This is a genomic window from Pseudalkalibacillus decolorationis (genome assembly GCF_024609785.1).
Taxonomy (GTDB): domain Bacteria; phylum Bacillota; class Bacilli; order Bacillales; family Fictibacillaceae; genus Pseudalkalibacillus; species Pseudalkalibacillus decolorationis.
On sequence record NZ_JANHJQ010000045.1, the window covers coordinates 1 to 16,490 of the forward strand.

14 protein-coding genes are annotated in these 16,490 nt (G+C 40.2%); 12 read left to right on the top strand and 2 right to left on the bottom strand.

What is annotated here, in order from left to right; translation table 11 throughout:
- Nucleotides 1–123: IS3 family transposase (locus NON16_RS24010; RefSeq protein ID WP_257348545.1), on the top strand; the 123-nt coding region annotated here is incomplete at its 5' end.
- A 78-nt stretch (nucleotides 124–201) separates the two neighbouring features.
- A complete protein-coding gene (locus NON16_RS24015) occupies nucleotides 202–399 on the top strand; it encodes a hypothetical protein (protein ID WP_257352007.1) in 198 nt (65 codons plus the stop codon).
- Nucleotides 400–480: 81 nt separating this feature from the next.
- Here the strand turns inward: NON16_RS24015 and NON16_RS24020 are convergent, their stop codons facing one another.
- Both NON16_RS24020 and NON16_RS24025 read right to left on the bottom strand, forming a co-directional pair.
- Nucleotides 481–2,202, bottom strand: a complete 1,722-nt coding sequence (locus NON16_RS24020; protein ID WP_257352009.1) for a pyruvate oxidase — start codon at nucleotides 2,200–2,202, stop codon at nucleotides 481–483.
- A 120-nt stretch (nucleotides 2,203–2,322) separates the two neighbouring features.
- A complete protein-coding gene (locus NON16_RS24025) occupies nucleotides 2,323–3,411 on the bottom strand; it encodes a citrate synthase/methylcitrate synthase (RefSeq protein WP_257352011.1) in 1,089 nt (362 codons plus the stop codon).
- Nucleotides 3,412–3,529: 118 nt separating this feature from the next.
- Here NON16_RS24025 and NON16_RS24030 point away from each other — a divergent pair, with 118 nt between their 5' ends.
- From NON16_RS24030 to deoD, 10 genes are all read left to right on the top strand, one after another.
- Complete coding sequence (locus NON16_RS24030) at nucleotides 3,530–4,411, top strand: LysR family transcriptional regulator (protein ID WP_257352013.1); 882 nt, start codon at nucleotides 3,530–3,532, stop codon at nucleotides 4,409–4,411.
- A 110-nt stretch (nucleotides 4,412–4,521) separates the two neighbouring features.
- Complete coding sequence (locus NON16_RS24035) at nucleotides 4,522–5,739, top strand: MFS transporter (protein ID WP_257352014.1); 1,218 nt, start codon at nucleotides 4,522–4,524, stop codon at nucleotides 5,737–5,739.
- A gap of 295 nt (nucleotides 5,740–6,034) precedes the next feature.
- Nucleotides 6,035–7,051: an ABC transporter ATP-binding protein gene (locus NON16_RS24040; RefSeq protein WP_257352016.1), complete on the top strand. Its 1,017-nt coding sequence runs from the start codon at nucleotides 6,035–6,037 to the stop codon at nucleotides 7,049–7,051.
- A complete protein-coding gene (locus tag NON16_RS24045) occupies nucleotides 7,020–8,042 on the top strand; it encodes an ABC transporter ATP-binding protein (protein ID WP_257352017.1) in 1,023 nt (340 codons plus the stop codon). The genes NON16_RS24040 and NON16_RS24045 overlap by 32 nt, the downstream gene beginning before the upstream one ends.
- Nucleotides 8,043–8,140: 98 nt before the next feature.
- On the top strand, nucleotides 8,141–9,796 hold the full coding sequence (locus NON16_RS24050) for a peptide-binding protein (RefSeq protein ID WP_308216651.1): 1,656 nt from the start codon (nucleotides 8,141–8,143) through the stop codon (nucleotides 9,794–9,796).
- A 117-nt stretch (nucleotides 9,797–9,913) separates the two neighbouring features.
- Nucleotides 9,914–10,864, top strand: a complete 951-nt coding sequence (locus NON16_RS24055) for an ABC transporter permease (protein WP_257352018.1) — start codon at nucleotides 9,914–9,916, stop codon at nucleotides 10,862–10,864.
- Between the two features lie 12 nt (nucleotides 10,865–10,876).
- Nucleotides 10,877–11,803 (top strand): oligopeptide ABC transporter permease, encoded by a 927-nt coding sequence (opp4C, locus tag NON16_RS24060; RefSeq protein ID WP_257352020.1) that lies wholly within the window; start codon nucleotides 10,877–10,879, stop codon nucleotides 11,801–11,803.
- Nucleotides 11,804–11,831: 28 nt separating this feature from the next.
- Entirely contained in the window at nucleotides 11,832–13,832 is a 2,001-nt protein-coding gene (locus NON16_RS24065; protein WP_257352022.1) for a S9 family peptidase, read from the top strand.
- Between the two features lie 71 nt (nucleotides 13,833–13,903).
- Nucleotides 13,904–15,598: a M3 family oligoendopeptidase gene (locus NON16_RS24070; protein ID WP_257352023.1), complete on the top strand. Its 1,695-nt coding sequence runs from the start codon at nucleotides 13,904–13,906 to the stop codon at nucleotides 15,596–15,598.
- 87 nt (nucleotides 15,599–15,685) lie between these two features.
- On the top strand, nucleotides 15,686–16,396 hold the full coding sequence (gene deoD, locus NON16_RS24075; protein WP_257352024.1) for a purine-nucleoside phosphorylase: 711 nt from the start codon (nucleotides 15,686–15,688) through the stop codon (nucleotides 16,394–16,396).
- Nucleotides 16,397–16,490 lie beyond the last annotated feature (94 nt).

A 16,490-nucleotide genomic window follows, 5' to 3' on the forward strand; every position in this document is an offset into this window, starting at 1 on the left:
ACTGTAGAGGAATTACGTAAGAAAGTAGACGATTACATGGATTACTACAATTCCTCCAGGTATCAATGGGGATTAGAAAAGATGACCCCGGAACAATTCCGAGGTCACCTCTTAGCTGCTTAGGACTTTTATTAAACTGTCTTTTTTTAAGGGTACAGTTCACCCTAATCGAAATGCTGATAGAAGGGAGGCGCCTACAATATGAAATTAAAAAAGTATTGTCTTACAGGTTTGTCATCTGTTTTTGCAATAGGTCTGCTGTTTGGTTGTGGTGCTGATGAAGAACCAGAAAATGAAGAACCACAAGAGGAACAGCAGCAGGATGAAGAAATGGATCAACAGGAAAATGATGATCAAATGAACGAAGAAAATCAAGGTAACGGTGAAGGCCAAGGGTAATGAAGAAAAACCAAATGAACGAGGAAGACCAAAATAACTAAGTAAAACCAAGGGATGCCGGATACCAGCATCCCTTAAATTCTACGTTAAACGCTTCAACGACTTCTTCAACGGAGGCATTTCAAACTTACCCTTTTCAAAGAAATTTTTTACGATATGTTTAGTATAACTTGCCGCTTGACCATATTGAATTTTACCTGGAAGCGGCGGCTCATCCTGAATGGCAACATCAATAAGAACGGGCTTATGGGAACCCTTTGCATTTTCAATCGCAAGCTCAAGGTCTTCGTGCGTTTCTACATGATATCCGACACCACCACATGCATCCGCAAACCGGGCGAAATCAATGTTTGCAAGATTTGTTTCATATTCCAGATGACCAGCTTCTTGCTGTTCATATTTGATCATACCTATCTTTTCGTTGTTTAAGATGACAACGATAATTGGCATCTTATATTTTACCGCCGTTACAAAATCATGCATGACCATCGTAAATCCACCGTCTCCGCATACGGCAACAACCTGTTTTTCAGGATAAGCTTGTTTGGCAGCAATCGCACCAGGTAAGCCACACCCCATTGTCGCCATCCAACTAGAGATTATAAACTTCTGATGAGTCATCCGAAAATACCTTGCCATCCATACGGTGACATTTCCTACATCAACAGACATTACAGCATCCTCGTTTACGAGCTTATGAAGCTGTGGGATAACTTGCTGCGGCTTCATTGGGGTTGATCGTTCCACTTCTTCTTTATGAAGATGCTCCCACCAATTTTGCATGTTTTCCTGACAAGCTTCTAGAAACCCTCTTTCTTCTGTACGGTCTAAATTTCGATTCAACCATGCTAATGTATTCGTACTGTCCCCGACAAGACCAATAGTAACCGGATAACGTTTACCGATTTGCTTTTGGTCACAGTCAATCTGAATAGCTGGGGCTTCTTCCGGTAAAAAGTCTCGGTATGGATATGAGGTGCCGATCATGATGAGAAGGTCCGTCTCTTCCATTGCCTCATAGGCAGGTTTTGTTCCAATCTGTCCGAGGTTTCCAAGGTTATAAGGGTGTTCATCTGGTATGATTCCCTTTGCTGGAAGTGTGACGATCATTGGTGCGGCAATTTTCTCTGCGAACGATTCAAGTTCTTTTCGGGAATTCTGTGCCCCTTTTCCAACAAGAATTACAGGACGTTCACTCTTATTGATTAAGTCTAAACTTAGGCTAAGGTTCTTCTCCCCAGGAAAAATGCTGGGTACCGACCGGACTGATGAAGTTTGGTTTGTTTTATGTTTTACCTTTTGAGTTGGAATATCATCGGGTATTGTTAGGACAGCCACACCCTTTTCTGCGTAAGCGGTTCGAATAGCTTGATTTAAAAGGTCCGGCAACTGTTCAGGAGTGCTTACCCTTTTATTAAAAACAGAAACATCGTCAAACATTCGCTCCAAATTAATTTCTTGAAAGTCATCTTTTCCAAGCTTTTCGGATTCCACTTGACCAGCAAGTACTAGAACAGGAGCCCCATCCGCTTTTGCATCGTACAATCCATTCATTAAGTGAACAGCTCCAGGGCCAGCAATAGACAAGCATACTCCCATTTTTCCAGTTAATTTAGCATACGAGGATGCTGCTAACGCACCAACTTCTTCGTGACGAACTTGCAAAAATTGAATTTGATCTTTCGTCTTTCGTAGGTCCTCGATTAGATTGTTGATTGAATCACCAGGAAGTCCGTATATATGATCAACTTCCCATTCTAAAAGTGTATTTACAATTACTTCTCCAGCTCGTTTTTCAAACAAAGTAAGCCCTCCTCTATTCAGTTGCTATTTCTTGTACAATACCCGAGTAGGGGGGCTGACTAAACAGTTTTGCAAGAATTTGTACTACTAATGGATGTTCAAGGTCAGCCCATAGGCAAATTAAACGGGCAATGGACCTACATACTCAGAGGAAGGACGAATAATTCGGTTGTTTTCATTTTGTTCAAAAATATGTGCGATCCAACCTATGGTTCTACTAAGTGTAAACGTCGAGGTGAACAACTCTGGAGGTAAAGAAACGGCTCGTAGGATGGCGGCAGCATAAAATTCCACATTTGTATAAAGCCTTCTTCCTGGTTTGTGTTCTTCTAATAGCTGAATAGCTATTTTCTCTACATGATTGGCAAGTTCAAACCATGGATCGGCAGTAGCAAGGCTTAAGGTGATTTCTCTTAACGCCTCTGCCCGTGGATCCTGAGTTTTGTAGACCCGATGTCCAAACCCCATCAAACGTTGCCCATCTTCAAGTTGCTGTCGTAAACAGGATTCTGTATGTTCAATGCTCCCGATTTGATCCAATAAATTAATAACACCCGAAGGAGCACCTCCATGTAGGGGGCCTTTCATTGCCCCAATAGCCCCTGTAAGTGAGGAAATAAGATCAGATTGGGTAGATGCAATAACTCTTGCCGCAAAGGTAGAAGCGTTCATTCCATGTTCCATTGTTAAAATTAAGTATCCAGTTAATGCTTTAACATGTTCGTTTAATGGCATAGATCCAGTTAACATGTATAAGTAATTGGCTACATGGTCCAATTCCATATCGGGTTTAATTGGGGATTTTCCTTGTTGGAGTCGATGTCTTTTCGCAATGATTGTTGGGATGATTGATGATACCCGGATTGCCTGCTCACGTGATGACGGCCATTGATAGTCAGAGGTTCCCGTACTTGAAATGATAGTTCGGATTACACTCATCATCTCCATTTTTTCAGGTAGTTCACGGAGAATGTTTTCTTCATGAGAGGTTAATTCTCTTTGACATTTCAACCCTTCTTTAAATTCACATAGCTCTTTCTGATCTGGAAGTCTTTTTTCCCAGAGTAAATACGCAATTTCTTCAAAGCTATTCTTTTGTGCAAGCTCCTTTGCCCAATATCCTCGATAGACGAGGTGTCCTTTCTCCCCGTCCACAAGACTGATTGTTGATTGTGCCGCAACAATTCCTTCTAAACCTTTCTGTAACATCTGTAACCACTCCTCAACAAATAGTTGTTGATTTTAGTGTATGGGATTTTTATAATTAAATCTAATAAATGATTATGATGAAATTGATTAATAATATTAATTGATTGAGAGGGCTACTATGCAAATCAACTGGCTTCGAACGTTTATTGTAGCTGCAGAATGTGAAAATTTTCGTTTGGCTTCTGAAAAGCTGTTTATTTCTCAACCGACTGTAACCGTGCACATCCACCACTTAGAACAGGTGTTAGGAATTAAGTTATTCGAAAAAAACGGAAGAAACATCGAACTGACGCCTGCTGGGAAGCATTATATCTATCACGCAAAAAAGGTTGTCCAGGGCTATAACCAGGGACTTCAATCTTTAAGCAGCTGGCAGCAGGGGTATGATAGAAAGCTTACTCTTGCTGTTTCACCATTAATTGCTTCGTCTATACTGTCTTACATCGTTAAGCGATTCATGGAGCGTTTTCCGCAAATTGAAGTAGTCGTACAGGTGTATGAATCTCAAGAAATTGGCAATAAAGTGATGCTTGGGGATGCGAATCTTGGTATATCTCGGATTAAACCGATCCAGCCGGAGCTAACATGTGAAGCATTGTATGAGGACCCTGTTATATTGATTGCTCAGCATGATGGGGGTGACCCTGAATCAAGTCCACCAATCGAGCTCAATGATTTGCTTCGTAACGATGTATTGTTAACCCATAATCATCCTCTATACTGGGACGATTTATTAACAGGGGTAAGGTCAATTTATCCCCATTTACGTACAATGGTTGTGTCTCAAGTTCATGTAACGAAACGGTTTATTGAAGAAGGAATCGGGTTTTCATTTCTACCTCGATCTTCAGTTAGAAGGGAACTTCTTGAAGGAAGAGTGTTAGAAGTCCATACACAAGACGTGCGATTACCAATGACTTATACATATTTAGTGCAAAAGGATCAGAGCGAAGAAGTACAGCAATTTATTGAGTTTGTAAGTCGATATTATTTAGGGTGAAATATTTCACCATAAATGGTGCAAGATTTTCCATTAAGTTCTATAATGTTAATATATTATTTAGGAACTCGAAATACTTAGGTGAACATTGATAGAGAGGGGATAGCAGGATGTGGGGAAATCGAAACTTCTTGCTGTTAATGGTTGGTCTGGCAGTTTCTAGCACAGGGTTATGGGTTGGCATTATAGGAAATCTTGAATTTTTACAACAAAATGTAGAGTCTTCATTTCTACAAGCATTAATTATTCTGTCCGGATTTTTAGTCGGAATATTTCTTGCACCAATGGCAGGGAGAGTGATCGATCGGAATAATAAACGCAATATTTTAATTTATGCAGGCATCGCTCGTTGTGCAGCAATCCTTTTTATGTACTTAGCAATTGCATCTAACTCTGTTTGGTGGATGCTAATTTACACTTTTGTCATTGGGATATCGGGAACCTTTGCAAACCCTGCCATGCAGACGTTGCTTCCGATCATTGTCAAGAAGGAGCACCTACTTGTCGCAAATGGTATACATGTAAATATTTTTACTGGAGCGCGAATTGTCGGTACTGCCCTTGGTGGGGTAATGCTAGTTGGCATGTCGTTGTTCTCCTTGTATACGGTGACTCTGATCTCGTACGTTTTACTTCTGATCTCAACCTTTTTTATAAAGGTGGAAGAAGAAACCAAGAAAGATGATAATAGCGGTAAAAAGGAAAACTTTATGAGTACACTTCGTGAGTTGCTTCCTGTGATTAAAGAGCGGCCAATGGTTGTCTATGGTATTTTTCTTTTGATCCCAGCCTTTTTATTTCTTTCCGGATTCAATTTGATGGTGATCGAAATTAGTGAGTTGCAGCATGATTCTGGAATAAAAGGAATTTTGTATACAGCAGAGGGACTTTGTGTTTTCATAGGGACGTATTTATCGAAACGCTTCTTCAATGAAAATCCGAAATTGCAATACATGCTTGTGATCACCCTAGTCATTGCAACTGCGCATACCTCGTTGTTTTTAGCAGAGCAACCCTTGATGGCAATCCTATCTTTTGGGCTGTTTGGGCTTGCTGCAGGTACACTTTTTCCAGTTATAACAACGATTTTTCAGACGGAGGTTCCATCAGAATACCATGGTAGATTTTTCTCGATCAAGGGTATGGTGGATAACATTATATTTCAAGTACTAATGCTTTTAACAGGGCTATTTCTCGATACGATAGGATTTGAAAAAATGGTCATAGGATTTGGCGTTACTTCATTTATATTTGTATTTGCTATCATTATAAAACGTCGGCGCAGCAAAACTCGAAAAAAGACAACTCCTATCCCTATAGCGAAATAATTGTCGAATGATGAAATACACGGAATTTACTTTCGTGTATTTTTTTGTGCCTCTTAATTTAAAATTCGAAACCCCTTGGCATATATAGAGTAGAGGAGTTTTCGGAAATTGAATTTTTGCGATTTATATGTCAGTAACATTAAAAAATTACATTTTAATTAAAAAACATCTTGATTGTTCTATTTTGTATACTTATAATGTTTTAAAATAATTCAAAATATAAACAAAGTTCAAAAATTGGATATTTTTCAACCGAAAGAACAACAAAGGTAGTGAATAAAGGGGGTTTGATCATTTGAAAGATTTGTTAAAGGTCAAAAACTTGAAGACACACTTTTTCGACAAAAAACAAACAGTAAAAGCAGTTGATGGAGTGGATTTTGATATCAGAACTGGGGAAACAGTAGCATTAGTTGGTGAATCTGGATGCGGGAAAAGTATGACATCTCTATCGATCATGCAATTGGTACCAGGACCGAATGGCAAAATTGTAGATGGAGAGGTCATGATGGGGAGTAAGAATTTACTGAAACTCACTGAAAATGAGATGTGCCAAATAAGAGGCAACGAAATATCAATGATTTTCCAGGAGCCGATGACATCTCTAAACCCGGTTTTGACTGTTGGCGAACAAATTATTGAAGTAATTACATACCACAAACGATTACCACGTAAGGAAGCAGTAAAACAGGCCATTGAACTACTCAACATGGTCGGTATACCTCGAGCAGAAGAAATTATCACGGATTTTCCACACCGCCTTTCGGGAGGCATGCGACAGCGTGTCATGATTGCAATGGCAATGAGTTGTGACCCTAAATTATTAATTGCAGATGAACCGACCACAGCACTTGATGTAACAATCCAAGCACAAATTTTAGATCTGATGAGGGACTTATCCAGGAAAGTGAATACAGCAATTTTGTTAATAACTCACGACCTTGGAGTTGTCTCAGAACTGGCTGAGCGAATTATCGTCATGTATGCCGGACAAATTGTTGAACAGGCTTCAGTTGATGACATTTTCGATAATCCTTTACACCCATATACACAAGGGTTAATTGAGTCCGTACCTGATATTGAGGGAGAAATAGGTCGATTAAATCCGATAACAGGTAATGTTCCAACACCAGAGCAGATGCCGAGCGGATGCAGGTTTGCTCCGCGTTGTACTCATGCTTTTGGTCGATGTTTTGAAGAAGAACCCGTCTTATTGAGTAAAAGGCATAATACGAGAGCAGTCCGTTGCTTTTTGTACGATGAAGAAACGGGGGTTAAAAATGTCACCGACACAAAAAACACTTATAGCTGATGTGAAAAATGAGCAAGCTGCCAAGCCGATACTAGAGGTCTCGAATTTAAGGATGCATTTTCCGATTAAGGCAGGGGTAATGCAGAAAACAGTAGGGCGCGTTAAAGCAGTGGATGGGGTTTCATTCCAAGTTCAGCCGGGTGAAACGTTAGGTATTGTTGGGGAATCCGGATGCGGAAAATCGACATTGGGGAGGGCGATCATTCGTCTTTACCAACCTACTAGCGGTAATGTCATTTTCCAAGGTAAAGATATTACCAGATTAAAAGAGGGGGAATTAAGGAAAAACGTTAGAAAGCAAATTCAGATGGTGTTCCAAGATCCATTTGCATCCTTAAATCCGCGGAAGACATTGGAGAATTGTATTATTGAACCGTTGAAAACTCATGGTACTCCTAAGATAGAACAAAAGGAGCGTGTAAGAGAGCTACTTGACACAGTAGGATTAGACGCAACCTTTGCCAATAGGTACCCACATGAATTTTCAGGAGGGCAGCGGCAAAGAATTGGTATTGCTAGAGCACTTGCTCTAAATCCGAATCTTGTAATCGCAGACGAACCTGTATCTGCTTTAGATGTTTCGATTCAAGCACAAATCATCAATTTGATGGAGGATTTGCAACAAAAATATAACCTTACCTATCTATTTATCTCACACGATTTAGGAGTTGTCCGTCATATTTCAGACAGAGTCGGTGTCATGTACTTAGGAAATATGATGGAGCTTGCAGAAAAACATGATCTGTATAAAGAGCCTCTGCACCCATATACTCAAGCACTGTTATCGGCTGTACCTGCTCCTAGGAAAAAGGGCAAGAAAAAGCGTGAGCGCATTATATTATCCGGGGAATTACCAAGTCCAGCAAACCCTCCAAATGGCTGTGTGTTTCATACGCGTTGTCCTGCAGCAATAGATGTATGTAGCCAACAGATCCCTAAGCTACAAGAAGTTCATCCTAAGCATTATGTTGCTTGCCATCTTTATGAGTAGATTGATTAGCTTTTCTTATTCCATTGAAGGGGGTGAATCTCAGATCGTTGTGCCAGTGTCAACCAATCCGAAATCAAATTTATTAGGGGGTAGAGTATTTGAAAGGTAAAAAGAAAATCCATTGGTTGTTTGTACTTACATTAGTGTTGACGATGTTCTTAGCGGCATGTAACGCAAATCCTTCTTCAGAACAATCATCTAATGAAGGCAGTAAAGGTACTGAAGAGAAGGAAGAAAAATCTGGCGAACCGCAGCAAGGTGGGGATCTGGTCGTCGGATCGATCGGTGCACCAACACTTTTCAACGATTTGTATTCCACGGACACATCAAGTTCTAATATTTCAGATATGTTATATGATGGGTTGGTTATCTTTAATGAAAAACTAGAGCCAGAGGGCGCTATTGCAAAAAAATGGGAGATTTCAGAAGATGGAACGGTTTGGACATTCTTTCTTAACGAAGGCATCACGTTCCACGATGGTGAGCCTCTAACAGCAGATGATGTTGTATTTACGTACGGAATTCCTTTGCATAAAGATTACACAGGTCCTCGTGCTTCTGATTTTGAAAAAATTGAAAAGATCGAAGCGGTAGATGAGCACACTGTTAAATTCACCCTTAAAGAACCATATGCTCCTTTCTTATCGACAGCAAGTTACGGAGTATTGCCTGAACATATTTTAAAAGATGTGCCAGTTGGTGAATTAGGAGAACATGAATTTAATACGAAAAGCCCAGTCGGATCGGGTCCATTCAAGTTTGAAGAATGGAAAGAAGGACAATATGTAAAGGTTGCAGCGAATGAAGATTATTATAAAGGTCGACCTTATCTTGATTCAGTGACGTACAAAATTGTCCCTGATGCAAACGCCCTGATGGCACAACTGGCTGCAGGAGACGTTCATGAAGCTGCTGTCCAATCTCCGGACCTTGCGACAGCAAAGAAACTTGAAGATGAGGGCAAGATTAACATATCAACGAATTTATCATTGGCCTACACGTACATTGGCTGGAACCAAAAAAATGAGCTTTTCCAAGATGTTAAGGTAAGACAAGCTTTGACAATGGCAATTGATCGTGAATCGATCATCCAGGCTGTGTTAGGTGGAGACGGTGAAATTGCTCATGCGCCATCAAGTCCATTAAGTTGGGCTTATAATAAAGATGTCCCGAAATTCAACTTTAACGTAGAAGAGGCGAAAACGCTTCTTGAAGAAGCAGGATGGACTCCTGGTGGTGATGGTATCCTCCAAAAAGACGGTAAGAAATTCTCGTTTGAACTAAAAACGAACCAAGGGAACAAAGCGCGTGAACAGATCGCGCAGATTGTTCAACAACAATTAAAAGAGATTGGGATTGAAGTAAAGCCAAAAATCATGGAATGGAGCGCGTTTATTGATGATGTAAATGCTCCTAACTGGAACTATGATGCCGTTATCCTAGGTTGGAGTTTAGGAGTGGACCCTGATCCAACTGCACTGTGGCACTCTAAGGAACGCGCAGAGGGGCTAAACTTTGTCCACTTCTCTGACCCAGAACTCGATAAGCTAATGGAACAAAATACGAAGGTACTCGAACAAGAAGAGCGAAAGCAGATTATTGGTGAGATTCAAGCTGGGATCGCAGAACAACAACCATATACGTTCTTGTATTACCCGAATGATCACTACGCTTTAGACGTTAAGCTTCAAGGTCATGTCCACCATCCTTCAAGTGAGTATTATCAGATTGAAAAATGGTGGTTAGAACAATAAGCGTTTGGTTCATTGGCAGGGGCTGACGGTTTTGTCAGTCCCATTCCTACTTGTAAAGATGTACTAAATGTAAAGGGAAGAGACTGAAATTTTCAGGTATAAAGGGGGAATTTCTTCTTGCTATCGTATATCATCAGACGTTCATTAATGGCTATTCCATTGTTATTTGGGATTACTATCATTTCATTTGGAATCATTCACCTAGCTCCTGGTGATCCCACTGCACTGCTCATGGACCCGAATATTAAACCCGAGGATAAAGTTGCATTCATGGAGAAATATGGATTGAATGATCCGATGCATATTCAATACTTGAAATGGGTAGGGAATATGCTCCAGGGTGATTTTGGTCAATCGCTGATTCGAACAGGTACAGACGTGTCATACCTGATAGTGGAACGATTACCGAATACGTTATTTTTAATGTTGGTTTCGACGCTATTGGCAGTACTTATTTCTATTCCGTTTGGGATTATATCTGCACGTAAACCTTATACATTAACGGATTATTCGGTTACATTTACTTCTTTCATAGGACTAGCGACACCAAATTTCTGGCTTGGACTTGTACTGATCATGTTTTTATCCGTACAGCTAGGGTGGTTTCCGACAGGAGGGATCGCCACACTCAATGAACCATTCAGTTTATGGGATCGAATCCATCATTTAGTTTTGCCAGCGTTTGTATTAGCAACAGCGGATATGGCTGGACTAACACGATATACACGAACAAGTATGCTTGACGTGTTGAAGCAGGATTATATTCGGACAGCTCGTGCTAAAGGGTTCAAAGAACGCAGAGTGGTTTACAAGCATGGTCTTCGTAATGGGTTGATTCCGGTTATTACCATTTTCGGTCTAATGCTCCCTTCATTTTTTGCTGGAACAGTTATTGTTGAAAAGATATTTAACTGGCCTGGAATTGGATTGTTATTTGTTGATGCAGCATTTCAGCGAGATTATCCGGTGATTATGGCTGTAACTGTTATAGCAGCAGTTTTAACCGTAATTGGGAATTTAATTGCTGATATTTTATACGCTGTATTTGATCCAAGAATCGAGTATTAAGGGGGAATGAAGATGTCACAACCTGAAAATCAATTACGCCCAAATGTACCGGTTTCTCCAGAGCCCTTAGCACCTTTTCCACAAGAAAAGCCTGATACATTAAGAAAGATCGCTTTTGATAAGTTTATGAAAAATAAATTAGCTGTCATCGGGCTAGTTGTATTAATCATTATTATTACAGCTGCCATTTGTGCGCCATTACTGACACAGTATAATCCTAATAATCAAGAGTTATTGAAGAAATTACAGCCTCCTGGAAGTGAGCATTGGTTAGGTGTGGATACACTTGGCCGGGATATGTACACTAGACTTTTATATGGAGCAAGGGTTTCCTTACTCGTGGGTTTTTCTTCCGTTACAGTCTCGATAATTATTGGTACGATTGTCGGTGCGATTGCTGGATATTACGGTGGACGAATTGATAATTTCTTAATGCGAACAGTAGATGTATTCCTTTCCTTTCCAAGTTTGTTTTTATTAATTACACTTGTCACAATCTTTGATCCAAGCATTGACAAACTGATTTTAGCGTTTGCCTTATTTGGTTGGACGACGACCGCACGATTGGTTCGAGGTGAGTTCTTGTCACTGAGGTCCAGGGAATTTGTCCTCGCTGCGAAAACAATGGGAGTGAAGAGCTCTCGGATCATCTTTTCCCACATTTTACCGAATGCGATGGGGCCAATAATCGTAACAGCTACTCTTAATGTTGGGATTATCATATTAGCTGAATCTGCCCTAAGCTATCTTGGATTAGGAATACAGCCTCCAACACCAAGCTGGGGGAATATGCTTCAGGATGCACAAAGTTTGACGATCATGTATACAGCTCCGTGGTATCCCATCTTTCCTGGATTGATGATACTTATTACAGTACTTGCCTTTAATTTTGTAGGTGATGGATTACGAGATGCATTCGATCCTAAGATGAAATCATAGTTGCACTACCTAAAGGAGGAAATAACCAATGATGACAAGCAGCGGTGTTAAGATCGAGGACCTTTATCAATTCAAATTCGTCAGTGACCCTCAATTGTCACCGGATGGAGAAAAACTGGCTTATGTTGTAAAAGAGATCAATGAAGATCTTGAATATCAATCACACCTATTTATACTAGATATCTCTACACGAAATTCGGTGAAGTGGACATCGGGAGCCTCTCTCGATTTTCATCCGCGTTGGGCTCCTGATGGACAATCCCTATTATTTCTTTCAAATCGCTCAGGGGATAATCAAGTTTGGGTCGTATCCGCAAAAGGGGGCGAACCACAAAAACTAACATCAGTTAATGGTGGCGTTTCCCAGCCTTCTTGGAACCATGATGGCACTTCGATCCTTTATACGTTTACAAAAGAATTAGCAAATGATGTGAAGAACGAAAAGCCAAAGCCGATTGTAATCGATCAACTCCGTTATAAAGCAGACGGTAAAACCGCCTTTACACATGAGTCCCACCAACAGGTTGCAGTGATCCAGGTGTCCGGTCGTAAAGAAAAACAAATAACTTCGGGGAAGGCAGATCACTTATATTCTACATGGACGCCTGATGGTAGTGGAATTGTCTATGCACGTTTTGAAGAAGATGAACCTGGAAGGTATCGGCAAACAAAGATTGTTGTACATGAGCTTGATGGGAATTCAACTGTGATTTCAGAATTTGAAGGAACCTTTTCTCATCCATCTTGTTCACCTGACGGGCGATTTGTAGCGTATATAGGACATAACCAGTATTATAAAGGAGCTACATATAACGAAATTTGGGTATATGATCTGGAAAATAATACAACGAGGTGTTTGACGGAGCAGTTGGATATTCAAGTGGGGGATATGATGATCAGTGACTTACACGCGGTAGAAGCAAATCCTCATCTAACCTGGAGTGAAAATAGTGAAACACTGTACTTTTTGGCAAGTGAGTTCGGAAATACGGAGCTTTATGAAATTGATATATACGGTAATGTTGATAAGGTTGTTGAAGGCGATCGTCATGTGTATCAATACGCTCTGGACGACAATGCTAAACGAGTCTATTTAACTATTAGCACTCCTTCACATCCCGGTGATATCGTTCTACACGAGATTAACAGTTTGAATGAAGAGCCGATTACCATGCACAACCAGCCTTTCCTAAATAATATTACTTTGACTGTACCGGAACCGGTTCAATTCCCGAGCCAGGATGGGACTGTAATCCATGGGTGGCTATTGAAGCCTGTTGGTTTTCAGCACGGGGAATCTTACCCATTCGTTCTAGAAATTCACGGTGGCCCACATATGATGTATGGAAATACCTTTTTTCATGAGTTTCAAGTGCTAGCAGCGAAAGGGTATGGAGTTCTTTATCTAAACCCCAGAGGAAGTCATGGATATGGACAAGCATTTGTTAATGGATGCAGAGGCGACTATGGTGGTGGCGATTATGAAGATTTAATGGCCGGAATCGACCATGCATTAGAAAGTTACGAATGGATTGACCACGAGCAGTTGTATGTAACTGGCGGGAGCTACGGTGGGTTTATGACGAACTGGATTGTAGCAAACACAAATCGATTTAAAGCAGCTGTCACTCAGCGTTCGATTTGTAATTGGCATAGCTTTTATGGGGTAAGTGACATTGGTTACTTCTTTACTGAAGGTGAAATCGGCGCACATATGGAGGATGACCCAGACAAACTCTGGCAGCATTCACCGCTAAGGTTGGTAAAGAATGTTGAAACTCCGCTGTTGATATTACACGGTGAAAAGGATTTCCGATGTCCGATTGAGCAAGCGGAACAGTTGTTTATTGCATTGAAACAACAAAATAAACCTGTACGATTTGTCCGTTTTCCAGGTGCCGATCACAATTTATCAAGAAATGGTGATCCAGCGATGAGAGTAGAACGCCTGAAGCAGATCGTAGAATGGTTCGATCAATATCAGGTTCAAATAAAAGAGTCGAAAGCAATAAACATAAGTGCAAATTGATTCATAGTTCAAGAGGGACAGTCTACCTCGTGTAAAAAAGTATAAAAATAGATGACATAGGAGATGATTCAATGAAATTTGAAGATTTTACTTACGAGAGGCCAGATATGGAAACGTTCGAAGTGAATTTTCTTTCAGTGCTAAATAAGTTTGAAAATGCGAATAGTTATGAAGAGCAAAGTATTGCTCTCCAAGAAATTGTTAAACTGAGAAACGAATTCGAATCGATGTTGAGCATATGCCATATTCGACATACGATTAATACAAATGATGAGTACTACCAAACCGAAGAAAATTTTTATGATGAAAACACCCCAGTTTATGAAGGGATCATTTCAAAATTTTATCATAAGCTTGTAGATTCGAAGTTTCGCTCACAACTAGAAAAAGAGTGGGGGACACAACTTTTTACTATTGCCGAACTAACGCAGAAGACATTTTCAGAAGAAATAATTGATGATCTAAAAAAAGAAAACAAGCTAACTACCGAATACTCCAAATTAATCGCATCAGCGAAAATTGAATTTGAGGGCGAAGATCGAACGCTAGCCCAACTTAGCCCTTTTATCCAGTCGAAGGACCGTGCAATACGAAAACGAGCTAGCGATGCAAAGTACAGTTTCTATGTTGAACATGAATCTAGATTGGATGATATCTATGATCAGCTTGTCAAGGTTCGAACGGACATCGCAAAATCCTTAGGTTATCCCAATTTTATTGAACTAGGGTATGCCCGCTTAACAAGATCAGACTACAATGCGAAGATGGTCGCCAATTTTAGAAAACAGGTTAAAGAAAGTATAGTACCAGCAGCCCAACGATTATATGAACGCCAAAAAAAGCGAATTGGTCTTGAGTCCTTGACTTATTATGACGAAGCGTTTAGTTTTAAATCTGGCAATCCAACGCCAAAGGGGAATCCGGATTGGATTATTCGAAATGGTAAACAGATGTATTCTGAACTGTCGCAAGAAACAAATGAATTTTTTAACTTCATGCTTGATAATAATTTGATGGATCTAGTCAATAAACCGGGAAAACAATCAGGCGGATATTGCACGTATATCTCCAATTACCAGGCACCTTATATTTTTTCGAACTTTGTTGGTACCTCTCATGATATCGATGTACTTACACATGAGGCTGGACATGCTTTCCAAGTGTATTCCAGTCGTCACTTTATGGTGCCAGAATACAGTTTTCCGACTTATGAGGCTGCAGAAATTCATTCGATGAGCATGGAGTTTTTCACATGGCCATGGATGGACCTGTTTTTCCAAGAAGATACCGAAAAATATAAGTTTAATCATTTAGGTGGGGCAATTAAATTTATTCCATATGGTGTAGCTGTTGATGAGTTTCAACATTTTGTTTATGGAAACCCTGAAGCATCACCAGCTGAGCGGAAGTCTGAATGGAGAAGAATTGAACAGAGTTATTTACCGCACAGAAACTTTGGGGAAAATGACTACCTTGAGCGGGGTGGTTTTTGGCATCAACAGGGCCATATTTTTCGATCGCCATTCTACTACATTGATTACACACTTGCTCAAATTTGCGCACTTCAATTTTGGAAAAAGGCGAGTGAGGATCAAGAAGATGCATGGAATCATTATTTGATCCTCTGTAAGCAAGGTGGCAGTAAATCATTTACTGAGCTTGTGAAGGTAGCTCAGCTTACATCACCTTTTGAGGATGGATGTATCAAATCGATTATCACTGACATCGAACACTGGCTAGAAAGTGTGGATGATCAAGCCCTTTAGGTATCCTTTAAGAGCATGATTGATCTTGTATCCGGTTACCCTAGTGGTTGGGTGTTACAACTTTAATAGTAAATAGGAGGCAACATTATGAGTATTCATATTGGAGCAAAAGAAAATGAAATTGCAGAAACGATTCTATTACCGGGAGATCCGCTACGTGCAAAGTATATAGCAGAGACTTTCTTTGAGGATGTCTCTTGCTATAATGAAGTTCGTGGAATGCTTGGATTCACAGGTACGTACAAAGGGGAACGAATCTCTGTACAAGGGACTGGAATGGGTGTTGCATCGATTTCAATCTATGTTCATGAACTAATTGATAGTTATGGTGTCAAAAATCTAATTCGTGTTGGAACATGTGGTGCTTTCCAAAAGGACGTAAAAGTCAGAGACGTTATTTTGGCAATGAGTGCATCTACTGATTCATCTGTGAATCAACATCGTTTCAATGGAATTGATTTCGCCCCAACCGCAAACTTCGACATGCTATACCGTGCATTTGAAGGTGCGAAAAAGCGTGGATTAGAGGTAAAGGTTGGTAACGTATTTACAAGTGATAACTTTTACAATGATACGATGGACTTAGCGAAACAGCTTGCTGATTATCAGGTTCTTGCTGTAGAGATGGAAACAACTGCTCTTTATACACTTGCTGCTAAATTTGGTGTAAATGCACTTTCTGTTCTTACTGTAAGCGATCACGTCTTTACTGGTGAAACGACTTCATCAGAAGAGCGTCAAGAGACTTTCAATGAAATGATTGAAGTTGCACTCGATGCAGCAATTGCGAAAAAATAAACTGTACTATGGAACAATAAAATAAACACTTAAATAACCAGTGTCTGGTACTCCCGATGAATACCTCTTAGGGGAGCTAACAGGCACTTGTTTT

What these genes read in the sequence shown, in the direction of transcription:
- NON16_RS24015 (WP_257352007.1), top strand. Translation starts at nt 202, where the DNA reads ATGAAATTAAAAAAGTATTGTCTTACAGGTTTGTCATCTGTTTTTGCA.
- NON16_RS24045 (WP_257352017.1), top strand. Translation starts at nt 7,020, where the DNA reads ATGTCACCGACACAAAAAACACTTATAGCTGATGTGAAAAATGAGCAA.
- NON16_RS24030 (WP_257352013.1), top strand. Translation starts at nt 3,530, where the DNA reads ATGCAAATCAACTGGCTTCGAACGTTTATTGTAGCTGCAGAATGTGAA.
- NON16_RS24035 (WP_257352014.1), top strand. Translation starts at nt 4,522, where the DNA reads ATGTGGGGAAATCGAAACTTCTTGCTGTTAATGGTTGGTCTGGCAGTT.
- NON16_RS24070 (WP_257352023.1), top strand. Translation starts at nt 13,904, where the DNA reads ATGAAATTTGAAGATTTTACTTACGAGAGGCCAGATATGGAAACGTTC.
- NON16_RS24065 (WP_257352022.1), top strand. Translation starts at nt 11,832, where the DNA reads ATGATGACAAGCAGCGGTGTTAAGATCGAGGACCTTTATCAATTCAAA.
- NON16_RS24025 (WP_257352011.1), bottom strand. Translation starts at nt 3,411, where the DNA reads ATGTTACAGAAAGGTTTAGAAGGAATTGTTGCGGCACAATCAACAATC.
- opp4C (WP_257352020.1), top strand. Translation starts at nt 10,877, where the DNA reads ATGTCACAACCTGAAAATCAATTACGCCCAAATGTACCGGTTTCTCCA.
- deoD (WP_257352024.1), top strand. Translation starts at nt 15,686, where the DNA reads ATGAGTATTCATATTGGAGCAAAAGAAAATGAAATTGCAGAAACGATT.